This window comes from Neobacillus vireti, assembly GCF_001026695.1.
GTDB classification, from domain to species: domain Bacteria; phylum Bacillota; class Bacilli; order Bacillales; family Cytobacillaceae; genus Neobacillus; species Neobacillus vireti.
Genome location: NZ_LDNB01000023.1, coordinates 20,158 through 38,446 on the forward strand (window position 1 = coordinate 20,158; position 18,289 = coordinate 38,446).

At 40.6% G+C, this 18,289-nt stretch carries 17 protein-coding genes and 2 riboswitches; of the genes, 14 read left to right on the top strand and 3 right to left on the bottom strand.

The features are described 5' to 3' along the window. Positions 1-1,146, top strand: a complete 1,146-nt coding sequence (locus tag AA980_RS24850; protein ID WP_024027037.1) for a mannitol-1-phosphate 5-dehydrogenase — start codon at positions 1-3, stop codon at positions 1,144-1,146. Between the two features lie 173 nt (positions 1,147-1,319). Then, positions 1,320-1,565, top strand: a complete 246-nt coding sequence (locus tag AA980_RS24855; RefSeq protein WP_024027036.1) for a LapA family protein — start codon at positions 1,320-1,322, stop codon at positions 1,563-1,565. A 491-nt stretch (positions 1,566-2,056) separates the two neighbouring features. Here the strand turns inward: AA980_RS24855 and AA980_RS24860 are convergent, their stop codons facing one another. Further along, entirely contained in the window at positions 2,057-2,539 is a 483-nt protein-coding gene (locus tag AA980_RS24860) for a hypothetical protein (RefSeq protein ID WP_024027035.1), read from the bottom strand. A 251-nt stretch (positions 2,540-2,790) separates the two neighbouring features. Beyond that, positions 2,791-2,923, top strand: a riboswitch (FMN riboswitch). A gap of 146 nt (positions 2,924-3,069) precedes the next feature. Beyond that, positions 3,070-3,203: riboswitch (FMN riboswitch) on the top strand. Positions 3,204-3,364: 161 nt separating this feature from the next. Here AA980_RS24860 and ribD point away from each other — a divergent pair. The 4 genes from ribD to ribH are packed head-to-tail and all read left to right on the top strand — an operon-like array spanning position 3,365 to position 6,787. Further along, positions 3,365-4,447 carry a bifunctional diaminohydroxyphosphoribosylaminopyrimidine deaminase/5-amino-6-(5-phosphoribosylamino)uracil reductase RibD gene (gene ribD / locus AA980_RS24865; protein WP_024027034.1) on the top strand — a complete coding sequence of 361 codons (1,083 nt, stop codon included), beginning with the start codon at positions 3,365-3,367 and terminating at the stop codon, positions 4,445-4,447. Positions 4,448-4,457: 10 nt separating this feature from the next. After that, positions 4,458-5,096: a riboflavin synthase gene (ribE, locus tag AA980_RS24870; protein WP_024027033.1), complete on the top strand. Its 639-nt coding sequence runs from the start codon at positions 4,458-4,460 to the stop codon at positions 5,094-5,096. Positions 5,097-5,116: 20 nt separating this feature from the next. Then, a complete protein-coding gene (locus AA980_RS24875; protein WP_024027032.1) occupies positions 5,117-6,310 on the top strand; it encodes a bifunctional 3,4-dihydroxy-2-butanone-4-phosphate synthase/GTP cyclohydrolase II in 1,194 nt (397 codons plus the stop codon). A 12-nt stretch (positions 6,311-6,322) separates the two neighbouring features. After that, on the top strand, positions 6,323-6,787 hold the full coding sequence (gene ribH / locus AA980_RS24880; RefSeq protein ID WP_024027031.1) for a 6,7-dimethyl-8-ribityllumazine synthase: 465 nt from the start codon (positions 6,323-6,325) through the stop codon (positions 6,785-6,787). Positions 6,788-6,943: 156 nt separating this feature from the next. Here ribH and AA980_RS24885 read toward each other — a convergent pair whose 3' ends face one another. Continuing rightward, positions 6,944-7,825, bottom strand: coding sequence for a pentapeptide repeat-containing protein (locus AA980_RS24885; RefSeq protein ID WP_047772066.1), 882 nt, complete (start codon positions 7,823-7,825; stop codon positions 6,944-6,946). A gap of 207 nt (positions 7,826-8,032) precedes the next feature. Between AA980_RS24885 and AA980_RS24890 the strand changes: the two genes are divergently transcribed. From AA980_RS24890 to AA980_RS24915, 6 genes are all read left to right on the top strand, one after another. Beyond that, positions 8,033-9,043 carry a serine hydrolase domain-containing protein gene (locus AA980_RS24890; protein WP_024027029.1) on the top strand — a complete coding sequence of 337 codons (1,011 nt, stop codon included), beginning with the start codon at positions 8,033-8,035 and terminating at the stop codon, positions 9,041-9,043. A gap of 117 nt (positions 9,044-9,160) precedes the next feature. Then, complete coding sequence (locus AA980_RS24895; protein WP_024027028.1) at positions 9,161-10,036, top strand: alkaline phosphatase family protein; 876 nt, start codon at positions 9,161-9,163, stop codon at positions 10,034-10,036. A gap of 178 nt (positions 10,037-10,214) precedes the next feature. After that, positions 10,215-10,658, top strand: coding sequence for a MarR family winged helix-turn-helix transcriptional regulator (locus tag AA980_RS24900; protein WP_024027027.1), 444 nt, complete (start codon positions 10,215-10,217; stop codon positions 10,656-10,658). 52 nt (positions 10,659-10,710) lie between these two features. Then, entirely contained in the window at positions 10,711-11,652 is a 942-nt protein-coding gene (locus AA980_RS24905) for a ring-cleaving dioxygenase (protein ID WP_024027026.1), read from the top strand. Positions 11,653-11,666: 14 nt separating this feature from the next. Then, positions 11,667-12,725 (top strand): LLM class flavin-dependent oxidoreductase, encoded by a 1,059-nt coding sequence (locus AA980_RS24910; RefSeq protein ID WP_024027025.1) that lies wholly within the window; start codon positions 11,667-11,669, stop codon positions 12,723-12,725. A 12-nt stretch (positions 12,726-12,737) separates the two neighbouring features. Further along, positions 12,738-13,304, top strand: coding sequence for an NADPH-dependent FMN reductase (locus AA980_RS24915; RefSeq protein WP_024027024.1), 567 nt, complete (start codon positions 12,738-12,740; stop codon positions 13,302-13,304). A 94-nt stretch (positions 13,305-13,398) separates the two neighbouring features. Here the strand turns inward: AA980_RS24915 and AA980_RS24920 are convergent, their stop codons facing one another. Next, positions 13,399-14,151: a CPBP family intramembrane glutamic endopeptidase gene (locus tag AA980_RS24920; RefSeq protein ID WP_024027023.1), complete on the bottom strand. Its 753-nt coding sequence runs from the start codon at positions 14,149-14,151 to the stop codon at positions 13,399-13,401. A gap of 479 nt (positions 14,152-14,630) precedes the next feature. On the opposite strand from AA980_RS24920, the gene AA980_RS24925 reads away from it, so the two are divergent. Both AA980_RS24925 and AA980_RS24930 read left to right on the top strand, forming a co-directional pair. Beyond that, complete coding sequence (locus AA980_RS24925; RefSeq protein ID WP_024027022.1) at positions 14,631-16,373, top strand: ABC transporter ATP-binding protein; 1,743 nt, start codon at positions 14,631-14,633, stop codon at positions 16,371-16,373. Further along, positions 16,370-18,106 carry an ABC transporter ATP-binding protein gene (locus AA980_RS24930; protein WP_024027021.1) on the top strand — a complete coding sequence of 579 codons (1,737 nt, stop codon included), beginning with the start codon at positions 16,370-16,372 and terminating at the stop codon, positions 18,104-18,106. Before AA980_RS24925 ends, AA980_RS24930 begins: the two co-directional genes overlap by 4 nt. The last annotated feature ends 183 nt before the right edge of the window (positions 18,107-18,289 follow it).

Sequence of the window (18,289 nt, forward strand, 5' to 3'; positions counted from 1 at the left end):
ATGTTGGCTGTTCACTTTGGAGCCGGAAATATCGGCCGTGGGTTTATCGGGAATTTATTATATCATTCCGGATATGAAACTTGCTTTGTCGATGTAAATAGTGAAATTGTAAATCTACTAAATGAAAAGAATGAATATCGTGTCGTACTTGCTGAGCCAAATCAAGAAGAAGGTACGATAAAAAATGTAAGAGCCATTAATAGTGCATCAAACCCAGAGCAAGTGATAGCGGCCATTGCTAAAGCAGATCTAGTTACTACGGCGATCGGACCGAACATTCTTCCATTGATTGCCGGTTTGATTGCTGATGGCTTGCGCAAACGTGTCGAACAAACAGATAAGCCGCTCAATATTATTGCTTGTGAAAATATGATTGGCGGCAGCTCGCTTTTAAAAGCGAAGATCTTTGAAATATTAACAACTGATGAACAATCACAATTTGAAGGGCGTTTCGGTTTTCCTGATTCCGCTGTCGACCGGATTGTACCGAATCAAGTCAATGTAGATAAGCTGATGGTAAAAGTGGAGCCATTCTATGAATGGGTGGTAGAAGAACCGAAGATTATTGGCGAGAAACCTCCGGTTAAGGGAATCACCTATGTTCAGGAATTAGTACCTTATATTGAACGTAAGCTATTCACAGTCAATACAGGTCACGCCCTAGCGGCCTATTTTGGTTATTATTTTGGAATGGATACGATTAATCGTGCGATGGAGAACAAACAAATTCTTGAGTTAGTGGAAGGTGCCCTTAGAGAAAGTGGTGCGTTTCTAGTTGAAAAATACGGCTTTAACGAAGAGGAGCATAACAAATATATTCAAAAGATTATCGGACGCTTCTCGAATTCTTATATTGTTGACGAAGTGACAAGAGTAGCGCGCTCGCCAATCCGCAAGCTTGGACCAAACGATCGCCTCGTTAGTCCCGCAAGACAATATCAGGAGATCGTCGGAAAGAACCCTGAATATTTATTAAAAGGAATCGCCGCAGCTCTTAAGTACGATTATCAAGGGGATGAAGAAGCAGTCCAAGTTCAAGCGGCCATCAATGAACAAGGGTTAGCAGCCGCAATTGAGAAATTTACACAACTCGATGGTGCATCCTCTTTAGTTAAAGGAATTATTGAACAATATTATCAATTGTAGGGACAAGGGACAGCGCCTTGTCCCTATTTTATTTAGGAGAAAACTGAAAAGATTAGTATAATGAATTTGTTTACTATAGGATAAATCTAGAGTGATTTTTTACTTAACGAAACAGTCTTTCCGTTTTGGGAGAAGAAGCCTGCCCTATAAAAAATCTTTTAATGAGGTGAAGTATGAAAAAGCAATGGAACTTAATAGTTGTCCTACTTTTGGTCCTAATTATTGCGGTTTTCTCCGTTATTAATGTTGAACCTGTAACGGTTAATTACTTATTTGGAAAAGCGGAATGGCCATTGATCCTCGTCATCGTTGGGTCAGTCCTATTGGGAGCATTATTAGCTGGTTTAATAGGTATGATGAAAATTTATCAACTTCAAAGGACTTTGAAAAAGGCAGCAGTAAAAACAGATGACGAATAGATCTTTACTTAGAATGAGTCGCTCATTGTATTAAAGCAATGGGCGACTCATTTTTGTATTTGTTTATAATCTCTAAAAGAGGAAATATTCCATGAAAAAAGTCGAGCGGGTTTCGACATTATCTTTATCAATTTCCCGGGAAAAAACCAAATGGCAGAAGGAGGTAGCCATGATTCAATCAAACGTTTAGTTAATACGAAAATATAGGAATACCTGTCGAAACGTGTAATATGAGTAGCAAAAACTTATTTTTCGCCAGGTTGGCGCATAAAAGAAACACGAAGAATCCTATTTTCGACGATATATTTACTGATTTTATGTTGAAAACCCTTTATATATAAGCACTTAGTCCGATTTCAATCAAACGATTGATTAGTTTTAATTAACCTAATCAAACGTTTGATTGAAAATGTAATATTCCTTGAAATAATAGGCTTCATATCATAAAACTACTAAAAGATTTGCTGAAAGCTGCCTTCTTGTCATATTTATTATTTTCCTTTTTTTTCCATTGGTTTCTGTTCTGCTATTTTTCCATGTATCTCTGATTCGATTGCTTCTATATGTTCTTCCTCCAGCTTTTGCTTAGGCTGTGGGTGAAACCATTGAATTTCGCCATCATGGACAAAGCCTTTAAATTCCTCATCATCAACTACAAATGTAAATTGCTGTCGTTCGTGCATTCGTTCTTCGAATGCAGGTGATAATTCAAATTCTTTGATCGGGCTGGTGATTCCATGTTGGCTTAGGAACTTATGTATGGTTGCTTCAATTGCCGCCACCTTACTTTCACCAACCAGTTGTTTCGGGTGCGGGTGAAACCAATGTATCTCATCCCCGTGAAAATGTCCCTTATACTCATTCCCATCCACTTTAAACGTAAATTCGTGCCGCCCATGATAAACATGCTCCTCAAATACTTTGCCGACTTCAAAATTCTTAACTTCAGGTTTTGCACTCTTATCTTCAGACATCCCAATGCCTCCTCAAACATATATCTACATAAAGTATTCTCCTTACACTATACATAATATTCTTTGGTTGAAATAAAGTGGGTGTCAGGCACCGCTCGTGGACATTTGTACGCACACAGTGGACAGTTAGTTCGCTTTTTTATTTCAGTGGTTACAGCAATTATAATCGTATTATAAATTTTTCTATTTACAAGATTATGCATTTAGTGTGAATTTTAATTCTAATAGTGCTATAATGTTTGATAATATGAATAGTCCTTCGGGGTCGGGTGAAAGTCCCAATCGACGGTGATGAAGAAATTCTAAGCCCGTGAGCCTTTTATAAAGGCAGGATTTGGTGTGAATCCAAAGCCGACAGTATAGTCTGGATGGGAGAAGGACGAAGAGCCGCGCTTATTTCCTTATGAAGAAAAACACACTTCAGAAGGTTTATTTAGTGACGCTTACAACACGAAAACTCCTAACCACCCCGTAGAGATGATCTATGGGGTTTTATTTTTTTTATAAAACCTTAACAAAATTTCATATGCAATGTCCTTCGGGGTCGGGTGAAAGTCCCAATCGACGGTGATGAAGAAATTCTAAGCCCGTGAGCCTTTTTATAAAGGCAGGATTTGGTGTGAAACCAAAGCCGACAGTATAGTCTGGATGGGAGAAGGATGTGTGAGCAATGGTATCAAGCTTTTGAAGAAAAAACAAACTTCAGTAGGCTTATTTAGTGTTGCCATTTATCTCATACTCTCCTCCCAAACCCCTTAGTCGGCTGATACTAAGGGGTTCTTTTTTTAAGAAAAAGTATCCGAACCGTGATTGGAGGGGATCAAGATGACGGATGAGTTTTATATGGATTTTGCCTTGAAATTGGCGCAAGTTGCTGAGGGACAAACTGCACCCAATCCTGTTGTGGGTGCTGTGATTGTGAAAGATGGCGAAATTATTGGATTCGGTGCTCATTTGAAGGCGGGAAGCCCGCATGCTGAGGTCCATGCCTTGCAAATGGCAGGAAATCGAGCTAAAGGAAGCACTGTATATGTGACGCTCGAACCATGCAGCCATTATGGAAAAACACCGCCATGTGCAATGGCTTTAATAGAATCTGGTGTGCGTCGGGTGGTCATTGCCTCGGAGGATCCCAATCCATTAGTCGCAGGCAATGGCATTGCCCTTATGAGGGACGCTGGGATTGAAGTGAACACAGGTGTTTTGAAAGAACGGGCTGACGCGTTAAATGAGGCTTTCTTTCATTTTATTCTACAGAATAAACCTTTTGTGACATTGAAACAGGCCATTACGCTGGATGGAAAGATAGCGGCACAAACTGGTTTTGGTGAACCAATTACCAGCAGCGAGGTGCAACAAGATGTGCATGAAGATCGCGAGAAATACGATGCGATTTTAGTCGGGATTGGGACCGTTTTAGCGGATAATCCAAGTCTAACAAATCGGCTTGGCAAGACGGAAAAACAACCAATTCGCATCATTTTAGATACACATTTAACGATGCCACACGATAAAAAAGTCATTATTGATGGGCATTCGCCAACGTGGATTTTCACTGGCTCGGAGGCAGCGGCTGAAAAGATTGCTAGTTTTCAACAGCCGCATGTAAAAATTATAAAACTTTCGCAGCCAACCATCGACATTACCGAGTTACTAACGGAGCTTGGAAAACGTCAGGTGATGAAGCTTTATGTAGAAGGCGGTAAAACCGTCAATGCAAGCTTTTTGAAATCAGGGTATGTAAACCAAATGATAACCTATATTGCACCGAAAATTGTCGGCGGGAATAGAGCAGTACCCATGTTTGCTGATTTAGATGTCCGGCAAATGACAGCCGCTTTCAAATTAAAATTTAAACATGTAGAAATGGTTGGAGAAGACCTGAAAATAACGTCGGTACTGAAATGAGGTGTAAATCATGTTTACAGGAATTGTAGAAGATTTAGGTAAGGTCAAGGCGATGAAAAGTGGGTCCCATAGTATGCAGTTAACGTTAGAATCCAAAAAAATTGTAGAAGACATCCATTTGGGTGACAGTATCGCGGTAAATGGCGTCTGCTTAACTGTTACTGCCTTTTCAACGAACACATTTACAGTTGATGTCATGCCGGAAACGGTGAAGGCAACCAATATTCAAAAGCTGCAAATAGGGCATGTGGTCAACCTGGAAAGGGCGATGCCGGCAAATGGCCGATTTGGCGGTCACTTCGTTTCGGGGCATGTGGATGGAACAGGCGTTATTTTACGAAAACGGAAGCTTGAAAATGCGGTATATGTTGATATTGGCATCAACGAAGAACTGAGTAAATATTGCGTATTAAAAGGTTCGATAGCGATTGATGGAATTAGTTTAACGATTTTCGATGTTCGACCAACACAGCTGACTGTTTCACTTATTCCCCACACATTTAGTGAAACGATATTAGGAATCAAAAGTGAGCATGATGTCGTGAATATTGAAAATGACATGCTTGGAAAATACGTTATTCATCATTTGGATCGCAAGCAAGAAAGTTCTCCAATTACGATAGATTTTTTAAGACAAAATGGATTTTAGAAAAAGGCGGTGTTTTGACTGTGTTTCATACCATTGAAGAAGCAATTGAAGATTTGAAAAAGGGAAAAATCATTATCGTGGTCGACGATGAGAACCGTGAAAATGAAGGAGATTTCTTGGTGCTGGCAGATTATGCAACACCAGAGAATATTAACTTTATGGCTACACATGGGCGCGGTTTAATCTGTACACCTATATCGAAGGAATTAGCGGAGCGTCTCGATTTACATCCGATGGTCCAGCACAATACAGATAATCATCAAACAGCCTTTACGGTTAGTATTGATTACAAGGATACAACGACGGGTATTAGTGCGTTTGAGCGCTCTGAAACGATTTTACAACTATTAGATCCAAAAGTAATCAGCTCAGATTTTCGCCGGCCTGGTCATGTATTCCCGCTTGTGGCCAAGGAAAATGGTGTACTCGAGAGGAATGGCCATACTGAAGCAGCGGTTGATTTTGCAAAACTTTGCGGTGCGCAGCCTGCCGGGGTCATTTGTGAAATTATGAGTGATAACGGTGAAATGGCAAGGGTGCCGGAACTAATGACATTTGCTGAAACGTATGAGTTGAAGCTGGTGACGATTGCCGATTTAATCCGCTATCGTTATCAACATGAGCAGTTGGTGAAACGTGAGGCATCAGTGAAGCTTCCCACATCATTTGGCGAATTTCAGCTGATTGGATATTCCAATCAGCTAGATGAGAAAGAGCATGTAGCAATCATGAAGGGGGATCTGCTTAAAGAAGAGGAGGCACCGCTTGTACGCATCCATTCTGAGTGTTTGACAGGTGATGTTTTTCATTCAAAACGCTGTGATTGCGGGCCGCAATTGCATCTGTCATTAGAAATGATTGAAGAGGCGGGCCGCGGTGTTGTCCTCTACATGGAACAGGAAGGTAGAGATATCGGTTTGCTAAATAAATTAAAGGCCTATGAGCTGCAAGAGCAGGGTTATGATACGGTCGAAGCCAATTTGAAATTAGGATTCCCAGCGGAAATGCGTGATTATGGTTTATCCGCACAAATGCTGCGCGATTTAGGGATTACGAAGGTGCGTTTAATGACAAATAATCCTGAAAAAATGGTTGGCTTAATGAAATACGGCATTGAAGTGGTCGAGCGGGTGCCGCTAGAAATTGATGCTGTCGCGGAAAACAAACATTATTTAATGACAAAAAAAATAAAAATGAATCATATTTTAGCATAGGAGAGATGACAAATGGGACAAGTATTTGAAGCACAATTAGTCGGAACAGATTTAAAAATTGGTATAGTGGTAGGAAGATTTAATGAGTTTTTAACAAGCAAATTATTGGGTGGTGCCATGGATGGCTTGAAACGTCATGGTGTGTCTGAGGAAGATATTGATGTCGCATGGGTGCCAGGTGCATTCGAGGTGCCATTCATCGCGAAGAAAATGGCGGAAACAAAAAAGTATGATGCGATTATCGGATTAGGAACCGTCATTCGCGGATCAACTACTCATTACGATTACGTATGTAATGAAGCAGCTAAAGGGATTGCCAATGTGGGCTTAACCACTGGCGTGCCGGTCATGTTCGGAATTGTAACAACAGAAACGATTGAGCAAGCAATTGAGCGCTCCGGGACAAAGTCAGGTAATAAAGGCTATGATGCGGCGGTATCTGCCATTGAAATGGCAAATTTGAATCGTTTATTTTAAAAGCAATGATGATTTCCGTGAGTTGTAATCAGCTATTTAAGAAACGCAAATCTAAACGAGGGGCCGCTTCAACCCAGTTATTTAGATTTTCTAGTATTTAATAAAAGAATCCATTTTGAACGATCTTTTTTCAAAATGGATTCTTTTTTTGTTTTGCTAGGAGGCGGTCCAATGCATTGGGCGAACAAGTGGGTGCGGTAATTTTGTCCGTGCATCCCCCTTCGCCGAATTAATTTGAACTTGAGTGAGAAAGATACTATCAGTGAAATCTGCTCCACTAAGGTCGGCGTCTCGCAAATCAGCGCCGATAAGGTCAGCCTCTCTTAAGTCAGCCTCTCGAAGGTCAGCAGCAATAAGGTAGGATCCTCTTAAGTTGGCCCCTCTTAGATTCACACCTTTAAGATTTGCCCCCATCAGATCTGCTCCACGGCGATTAATTCTCTTATTCTGGTTGGCATTCTTTTGCTGCCGGCTTGACTCCGTCCAGACTAGTTCGCTTGTCCTTAATAGAAGAGCGTTCACCTCTGCTCGGTGGGACGGAACGTTTAAATCGATGAGCGAATCGGGACTAAGGTGAGAAAGCCGTTCCGTCTCGTCAAGTGCGATGCGAAGCTCTTTGTGAATTGGACGCGTTGCTTTCAACGCTAGAGCTTCGGTCAAATACGAGAGCATCTCATGGAGTTGTTGCATAATCGGGAATACTTTGTACATTTTCTCCGCCGTTTCGGGGCTTTCCTGCCAACTGACTCCTTCGAAGGTGATTTGGGAAACCTTTTGACCTGCACCGAAGCAGTCAAAAACGGTACACCCTTTAAATCCTTGCTGTCTGAGGTTTTTATGAATGCTGCAACGAAAGTCCGATTGCAGATTTGGGCAAGGTTTTCCAGCATCTTTATTGATTGCAAAATCTGTAGAAGCTGCTAAGGTTGGGGCAACACAGCACAAGCCGAAGCAGTTCTCGCAGTCAGCCCGGAGATTTTCTCGACTAAGATTCCCTTTTAAATTTGGATTATCACGGTTCTCAGACAATGAGTGCATCTCCTTTATTTTTCATCCTTGCATGATCTACTATATTAGTAGGTTTATCGGATAGATATTTTCAAGTTGCCCAATTCCTATGGTTTATTTTTATTAGAAAACATATTTTAAAAAAAAGCAATATTGGAATATTGCGAAACCGTTCACTGTGGGGCAAACTGTTATTAATTAGCTTGATAGATTTTCTTAGTAGGAGGTTAGAATTTCATGTTTATTGAGCAAAGAATAAATGAAAAGTTTAACTCAGTAGGATCTCATGTTAAGAATACATATGATTTGGTTGATGGTTCTGGTGCAGGTGTGATGGTTATACATAATGACAAAATAGTTTTGGAAGAATATTGGGGGAAACATTCCAAAGAGCCTGATGCAAGAACGATCCAGGAAGACTCACAGTTCCATATAGCTTCTGTTCGGAAGAGTTATATTGGCTTTGCGGTGGCATACGCTGTACATCATGGTTACATAGAATCGATAGATGATGAAGTAACAAAATACCTGCCTGGTACTGATACTGAGCTTTTCAATAAAATAACGATTAGACACCTTCTTACACATACCCATGGATTAAACACACAAGAGGGCAGGATTATTCGAGAATTTGCTCCGGGGAAAGGATGGGCATATCATGATATCAACATTAAAATGTTGACGGAAATAGTCAAATCCACGACAGGTAGGACAGTAGCCGAAATCCTGAAAGAACAGGTTTTTAATCCATTAGCGTTTAAGGAAACGGGTTGGCATGATGAAGCGAATGAAAAATTAGTGCAAGTTATCAAAGAACAAAACGATAAATTTTGGTCAACGAGTAAGGGGACAGATGGGGGCCAGAAGAACATGTATGTTTCCACAAGAGAGCTTGCTTATTGGGGATATGTCCACTTGAAGCAAGGCTTTATCGATGGGGAACAATTGGTATCTAACGATATCATTAAATTAGCAACATCCCTTAAGAGTCCATTTGTAAATAAAGACCTTCCCCAAAATGGCTTTTTATGGTTTGTGAAGGATTTGCCTGCAAAGAAAACGGAAATTGGCGAACTTGTGCCTCAAGGTTCCTATCAAATCTTGGGATATACAAGTGTGGCAGTATTGGTTATTCCTAAGAAAAATATCGTGGCAGTTCGCATGTTTAATAGTTTTGGTTCCACACCTGGATACGATTATTTATCAGACATTAGATCTTTTGGGGATACGGTTATGGGGTGTTTATAAAGGGTCCATTTGCACCAAGTCCCATTTTTAGGTAGTGGGAAATTCTCAATAGATATCATATAAATTGTCTGGGAAAGTAAACCTGTCCCTCTAGTCGAAAGGAAAGAAGGCGTTGATGTGTTTAGAAAAAGGGGATTTTTCCTCTTAATAGTTATCCTCATATTAAGTGCTTGTGCGCCAAGTCAGCCTAAGAATCAGGCTCCTGCGGAAAAGACTATTCCGGTAGCGAAAAAGCTTCCGAAAATTGATCATATCGTTATTGTTGTCGAGGAAAATCGCTCACAAAAGGCTATTGAAGGGAATCCGTCTGCCCCCTATATCAATTCACTAATGATGCAGGGCGCAACCATGACGAACTTTCATGCTAAGGAGCACCCGAGCCAGCCTAATTATTTGGACTTGTTCTCCGGATCAAATCAAGGAGTGACAGATGATAAAGTCCCAAAAGAGAAATTTTCTACAGATAACTTGGCGAGTGAATTAATTGCTAAGAGTTATACATTTACAGGCTATTCCGAAGACCTGCCTTCCATTGGCTTTAATGGGGCATCGACTGGTCCCGGAGGTTATGCCCGTAAGCATAATCCGTGGGTAAACTTCACCAATGTACCGAAAGAAGTAAATCAGCCATTGACAAACTTTCCGAAGGATTTTACCAAATTGCCGACAGTTTCATTTGTCATACCGAATCTTCGGAATGACATGCATGATGGAACGATAAAGGAAGCGGACGATTGGCTGAAGGGAAAGATAGATCCTTATGTTCAATGGGCGCAACATCATAACAGTTTATTGATTGTGACCTGGGATGAGGATGATTATTCACAAGACAACAAAATCACGACCTTTTTTGTCGGACCAATGGTAAATACAGGCCGATTTGATGAAAATTTAAATCACTATCATCTTTTAAGGACCATCGAGGACCTTTACGGATTACCACATGCGGGGGAAAGTAAGACAGTCGAACCTATTATGAGCATATGGAAATAAGAGGGACAAGGGGACACCTTTTCCCTCTTTAAATTGGACAATATGTTTTGTGAATCATTGGGCAGTCCCTTCTGTGTGATTGTGGCAGCACATAAATCTCGAATTCGAGATATTTTTCTTGCTTTCTCTTCAATTGAGTGGTAAAGTGATAGTGAGCTCAGATGAGGAGGGAAACGAGATGCGTAATAATACGCTGGGATCGTTAATTTGGTTACGCTTAGTGCGTTTTACAAACCTCAGTAACCAGTTGTCCAACGACTTTTTAAAACAATTTAATATAACAACTGCACAATTTGATGTGCTTATGCAAATTCATGTATACCAGCCGCTCACGCAAACAGAGTTAGCTGAAAAAGTAACTGTCACGCAAGGTGGTATTTCTCGTATGGTATCCCGGCTTGAGAAAGAAGGATATATTGTTCGGAAACAAGATTGGAAAACGAAGACGATTAGCCTAACTGAGAAGGGTGAGGCGGTTTTAGACGAGGCAATGCCAGCGCAGCTTGCGTTCCAAACATCATTTTTTGAAGATGTTTTAAATGAGGAAGAAACGAAAACATTATACAGGTTGATGACACGTGTTCATAAACATAGCCAGAAAAAAGAGTTACCACTTGAATAATTTTTTTAGATTATCACTTGACTAATCAAGTTAAATATAGGGAGGAATCACTATGTATAAAATTCCTGGACATCATCATATTTCAATGATTACAAAAAACGCGCTAATGAATAATCGATTTTATCAAAACGTGTTAGGTTTACGTCGTGTGAAAATGACCGTAAACCAAGATGATCCTTCGATGTATCACTTATTTTATGGAGATTTAACAGGAAGTGCGGGCACAGAGCTAACCTTCTTTGAAATGCCGATCGTGGGAAGGACTGTTCGCGGAACCAATGCCATTACGCAAATCGGCTTACTCGTACCATCATTCGAAAGCCTGGAATATTGGAAAAGGCGTTTTGAGCTATTAGATGTTAAGCACGGAGAAATTACTTCATTTGCTGGCCGCGATGCTTTACATTTTGAAGATACAGAGGGTTTACGAATGATTCTGTTAAATAATAATGGCTTAGTGATACCAGAATACTGGACCGCTTGGGAAGATTCCAATGTTGAACAAAAGTATCGTATTTTAGGGATGGGAACGGTGGAAATAACCGTCCGTTATTTGGAACGAACAGCTAGAACATTAACAGATATGCTGGGCTACGTAGAAGTGGACTGTTCAGAAAATGAAGCCATTTATCAATCTGTGCCCGGGCAGGCGTTCGGTGAAATTGTTCTAAAGCAGCAGGAGGGGCCGAGTGAAAAGCCAGGCCGCGGCAGTATCCATCATCTGGCGATTCGTGTAAAAAACGTGGATGAGCTGCGCCATTGGGAGGAACAGGTGAAAGAGCGTGGCTTCCACTCATCAGGCGTCGTCGATCGTTACTACTTCCAAAGCTTATATTTCCGTGATAGGAATGGGATTTTATTTGAACTGGCGACAGACGGTCCGGGATTTACAGCCGATTCAACCGTTGAAGCGTTAGGAAAAAACTTAGATTTACCGCCATTTTTAGAAGAAAAACGGGCAGAAATTGAAGCGAAGTTAAAGCCACTTGATTAAGGGGAGAGAGAGACATGAAACAATATCGCATTGATCCAAGTAAAGGATTGGAATTCGGTTTATATTCGATTGGTGATCATACACCAAACCCTTTTACAGGAAGTCGGATTAGCGCAGAACAACGGATTCATGAATTAATAGAGGCAAGTAAGCTCGCAGATGAGGAAGGACTTGATGTATTTGCCGTCGGAGAAAGCCACCAAGCGTATTTTACAACCCAAGCACATACAGTCATTTTGGGCGCGATTGCCCAAGCGACAAAAAAGATTAAAATTGCCAGCTCGGCAACAGTGCTAAGCACATCAGACCCCGTTCGAGTGTATGAAGATTTTGCAACTCTCGATTTAATCTCAAACGGCCGGGCTGAAATTGTGGCAGGACGTGGCTCCCGTGTTGGAGCATATAGCTTGCTCGGGTATGATGTCCGTGATTATGAAGAATTATTTGAGGAAAAATTGGAGCTTCTGCTGAAGTTAAATGCTGAAGAAAAGGTGACATGGGAAGGTCAATTCCGGGCACCGTTGGAAAATGCGTCTATTCTTCCACAGCCACGAGATGGCCATTTGCCGATTTGGCGTGCTGTAGGCGGACCGCCGGGAAGTGCCATTAAAGCAGGCTATGCAGGCGTACCGATGATGCTGACGACACTTGGCGGACCAGCAATCAATTTTAAAGGATCAGTGGATGCTTATCGTGAGGCATTAGAGCAAAACGGTTTTGACCCAGCGGAACTGCCTATTGCAACAACAAGTCTTTTTTACACAGCAGAAAATTCACAGGATGCCCTTCGAGAATACTATCCACATCTGAATTTAGGGATGCAGGCGTTAAGAGGCGGCGGCTATCCAAAGCAACAATTCGCGCAGGCAACAGACTATCGTGATGCGTTAATGATTGGCAGCCCGCAGCAAATAATTGAAAAAATGCACTATCAATATGAACTATACGGTCAACAGAGATTCATGGCCCAAATTGATTTTGGCGGGGTTCCATTCGATAAAATTGCGAAAAATATTGAGTTGATTGCAACAGATATATTACCTGCGGTAAGAAAATTTACAGCAAGGAACTAGGAGGGACATAAAATGAAACTAGTCGGATTATCAGGTTCAAAGGTGGGCTCTAAAACAAGAACAGCGATGGACTACACATTAAAGTCAGTAAGTGAAAAATATCCAGAGGCAGAAATTACCCTTCTTGATCTTGCAGAATTCGATGTTCAGTTTAGTGACGGCCGGAATTATTGGGAATACGATGGTGACACAAAGTATGTAACAGAAACCATCATGGGAGCAGATGCTATCATTATCGGCACACCCGTGTTCCAAGCATCGATCCCAGGTACGTTGAAGAATATATTTGATTTATTGCCAGTAAACGCATTTCGCAATAAAGTTGTCAGTATGCTTGTAACAGCTGGGACGCCAAAGCATTACTTAATGGCAGAACAACAATTAAAACCAATTTTAGCTTATATGAAAGCACAAATCGTTCAGACGTATGTTTTTATCGAAGAAAAGGATTTCCATCGAAAAGAAATTACCAATGACGATGTCTTATTCCGAATCGAGCGTTTGGTCGAAGATACAGTAGTACTAACAGACACATATAAGCGTATTCGTGAGGCAAAAGAAGCTGAATATGATTTTTAAAGAGAGACAAGGGACAGGGCCTTGTCCCACAACAAATGGTCCAAAATGTATTGTGAGCCATTGGGTCAGTCCGAGGACTGGCCCTTTTCTTCTATTAAGCTTGCCCTGAAATGAGAAAGACCAGTGGCAAGATCGCAAATGCTATATTAACGAAGAAATGACATACGATAAGAGGAAACAATCTTTTTTGTTTGTGGAAGATGATCCCGCTCCCAATTCCCCATACGAAAAAAGCCGCACCATAGACAAATGCACCTTGTAAACTTACAGTCAGAATTATGTGTTGCAAAGCAAAGCCGACAGAGGGGATGAATATACCAACCCACACTTTTTTAAAATGGCTGATAAATACCGGCTGGGCATAGCCGCGATACATTAGTTCTTCAATCGGTGCATTTAAAAACGGAAAAACGCATGAAATGCCGGCCGTTAACCACAGTAGCCATCCGGGGCGTGGAAATGAAAAGATATCTTCATTTCCGGCAAAAACAGTCGGAAAGTGTTCGAATAAATTAGGTCCATACATGACAAACATGATTCCTAAAATTGTAACCACGAATGGGACATACAAGACCACAAGCCATAGCATACCGAACAAAATATCCTTTATAACTCGGTCCATACGAAAATTAATTATATCTTTAATGGAACGACCTTCTTTTTTTAACAGGCGATGTAACAGATAAAAGCACAAAACATTTACGATGGTAAAATAAACATTTGAAAATTCCGGCAGAAAGGGAAATCGAAAAGATAAACCAAATATTTTTAGCAATAAAAAAAGTAATAACAACGCCAGGATTAACATTGGAAATCGAATAAACGAAACAAGCCAAGCATTTTTCAAAAAGCGGCACCTCCCTTTAAAAAATACTCGAATATCTTTAGGTTTATGTGTGAAACCTTTTTACGGGAAAAGGAGTCTGTCTGCCTGTTCTTAATCATCTGACTGTTGACAATTATACGAAAAGAATGATAATCTTCAAGGATACTAAACATTTTTTTACAAAGGAGGAATGGACAATGAGAGATCTTCATGTGTATTTCATAACTGCTAATTTCATATATTGTCCATACCTGTAATCTGTAAAATGGTGAATTCCTAACGCGATGAAAGGTACGGGCACGCCTTCGATACCTTTTCCAGAGATGCACGCTCTTTTTAGGGTATGCCTCTCTTTTTTGTGTTGCGGAAGATTTTGGTAAAGTATTTAAAAAGGAGTAGATGAAGATGTGGAACAAACAAAGAAGATTGATTTTTACTAAGGAGCTGCTGGATTGCGGGTAGCTATTGTTCACAGATGTTCGGGAAAGTAGGGATGCTACATGTTTGATGTATTAGGTAAATTAGGCTGGTTTTTTAAACAGTCTTGGCGGCAGTATACAATTGCTATTTCTTTTTTAATCCTTGCCAGTGTGTTGGAAGTGATTCCTCCGTATATACTAGGCTCGATTATCGATGTATTAACGGCTGGCGAAATGTCCAAAGCATTATTAGTTAAATACGTATTAATATTCATTTCAATCATTATATTTGGCTATTGTTTAAATTTCGTTTGGCAATATCGTTTGTTTGAAGGGGCCATTAATCTTGAGAGAATAATGCGCCGGAAATTAATGCTGCAATTTTTAAAAATGACGCCTACATTTTATGAAAAGAACCGTACGGGTGACTTAATGGCACGGGCAACCAATGATTTAAATTCCGTTTCGATTACAGCGGGATTTGGGATTATGACGCTGATTGATTCCACGTTATATATGGGTGCCATCATTTGTGCGATGGGGTTTATGATTTCTTGGAAATTAACGTTTTTTGCCATGCTGCCGGTGCCAATAATGGCTGTGTTAATTCAGTATCTAGGCAAGCTTGTGCATGAGCGATATATGAAGGCACAGGACGCATTTGGAGAATTGAATGATAGTGTTCTAGAATCTGTTGCTGGCGTGCGGGTGATCCGTGCCTACGTGCAGGAGAAAAAGGATGAAAAGAAATTTGCTGACATGAGTGAAGAAGTATACGCGAAAAATATGTATACAGCAAAAATTAATGCCCTATTCGGGCCGATAACAAAAGTCGGAACCGGCATCAGCTATGTTGTCGCCCTTGGTTACGGTGCAATTCTTGTCTCTAATGGTGAAATGTCAGTCGGTCAGCTTGTTACCTTTAATGTCTATTTAGGGCTAGCGGTGTGGCCTATTTTCGCTATTGGCGAGTTAATAAATGTCATGCAGCAAGGAAATGCCTCACTTGATCGAGTCCAAGAAACCCTTAACAGTGAAGCAGACGTTCAAAACGCAAAAGATACGGTTGCAATCACGACGCCAAGTGCTATTGGTTTTGATGACTTGATGTTCCAATATCCAACAAGTCAGGTGAAAAATTTACAGCAAATCTCCTTGTCATTAAAAAGGGGGGAGACACTAGGGAGTGTTGGGAAAACAGGTGCAGGAAAAACAACTTTCCTAAGACAATTATTGCGTGAATATCCACTTGATGAAGGACAATTAACGATTGCCGGAGTTGATATTGCCGCGCAAACTAAAGAACAGATTCTCGATTGGATCGGATATGTACCACAGGATCATGTACTATTTTCACGTACGATTCGCGAAAATATTTTATTTGGGAAAGAGGATGCAACAGAAGCGGATTTGCAGGAAGCGATTCACCTTGCCTACTTTAAAAAGGATTTAGAGAACTTACCGATGGGGCTAGAAACACTTGTCGGGGAAAAAGGGGTTTCTTTATCAGGCGGACAAAAGCAGCGGGTATCGATTGCACGGGCGCTTATTAAAAATCCAGAAATATTAATCCTTGACGACTCATTATCAGCAGTCGATGCAAAAACGGAGTCTAGAATAATCCGAAACATTCAAAAAGAGCGAAGTGGTAAGACAACAATTATTACAACCCATCGTTTATCTGGTGTGCAGCATGCAGATCAAATTATCGTGCTCGATGAGGGGCAAATTACCGAACAAGGAACACATGAAGAACTGATTGGACAAAATGGCTGGTATAAAGAACAATTTGACCGTCAACAGCTGGAAGGGGGCGAGTCATGAGTACGGGGAAACGTTTAACGAAATATGCGATGTATTTTAAGCGGCCAATTTTTCTGGGGCTATTATTCTTAGCGGCTGCTGTATTTGCGGAACTTGCAGGTCCATTTATTGCAAAAAATATTATTGATGAACATATGACCATTGGAAAAATTGATATCAAGCCGATTGCTTGGCTGCTTTGTTTATATTTTATCTTAGCGGTGGCAACCGCCATTTTACGTTACTTTATGTATATTTATTTGCAAATGGGAGCAAATCGTGTTATCCAAAGATTACGTCAAGACGTATTTGGACATATTCAAAGATTGCCAATTCAGTATTTTGATCAATTGCCGGCAGGGAAAATTGTCGCACGGGTTACAAATGATACCGAAGCATTAAGAAATTTATATGTGCAAGTACTTTCTAACTTTGCCACAAGTTTTATTTCGATAGCGGGTGTCTATATCGCGCTGTTTATTCTAAATTGGAAAATGGCGCTGATTGCTTTAATCATGATGCCAATCGTCTATCTTTGGATGATTTTATATCGAAAGTATGCGGCGCAATACAATGATGTAATTCGCACAAAAATTGCGGATATTAATGCAATGATTAATGAATCCATTCAAGGCATGACCATTATTCAAGCCTTTCGTCGTGAAAAGCAAATGACGAAGGAATTTGATGAGATGAATGAAGAGCACTATGCCTATCAGCGCAAGCTATTGTTTTTAGATTCGGCAACCTCATTTAACTTAGTGAATATGTTACGTCTTACCTTGTTTACGATTTTCATCATCTATTTCGGGACACAATCGTTAACGACAGCACAGATTGTTTCTTCGGGTACTCTCTATGCGTTTGTCGATTACTTAACGAGATTATTCAATCCAATTACGAATGTGGTCAATCAGTTTTCACAGCTGGAACGCTCACTCGTTGCTGGGAAACGCGTGTTTGAAGTGTTAGATACCACGGGTGAAAACGTATCACAAGAAATGATGCCGCGATACGATGGGCATGTACTATTCGAAGATGTGTCTTTTGCTTACAAAAACAATGATTATGTGTTGAGGAATTTATCGTTTGAAGCGAATCGCGGCGAAACAGTGGCACTCGTTGGTCATACCGGTTCTGGAAAGAGTTCGATTATGAACTTGCTCTTCCGTTTCTATGATCCATCAAAAGGGAAAATTTATATTGATGGGATTGACGTTACTTCTGTGCCAAGGCAGACGATGCGCAAACATATGGGCATTGTCTTACAAGATCCTTATTTATTTACCGGAACGATTGCTTCAAATGTAAGTTTGAATGACCCAAGCATCTCACGGGATAAAGTAGAAGCAGCCTTGAAAGCAGTTGGTGCCGAAAGTGTCTTCAGGAATCTTGAAAAAGGGATCGATGAACCAGTAATTGAAAAAGGCAGCACACTTTCTTCGGGCCAGCGGCAGCTTATTTCATTCGCAAGGGCGCTCGCTTTTGACCCTGCAATTTTAATTTTGGATGAAGCAACCTCCAATATTGATACAGAGACGGAAGAAATGATTCAGCATGCGATGGATGTTCTTAAGAAGGGACGCACGACCTTTATTATTGCTCACCGTCTTTCGACGATTAAAAATGCTGATCGTATTCTTGTATTAGAACGAGGCGTGATTAAAGAACAGGGAACTCACGATGAATTACTTGCCCAAGGCGGCATCTATGAGCAAATGTATCAAATGCAGGCAAAATCACTTCAGGTGTAAAGAAGGCATGAGCTTCCATTGCTCGAGTGTAGGGAATGCAGCATTCAAAGAAGGAACCACTAATGTATTTACTGGGTTTACTTTTGGGGTGCAAACAATAAAATAATAATGCAATGCACACGCTATTTCGCAAATGAAAAGGCGTGTGCATTTTTATTATAATATCAAGGTTTAAGATGTTTC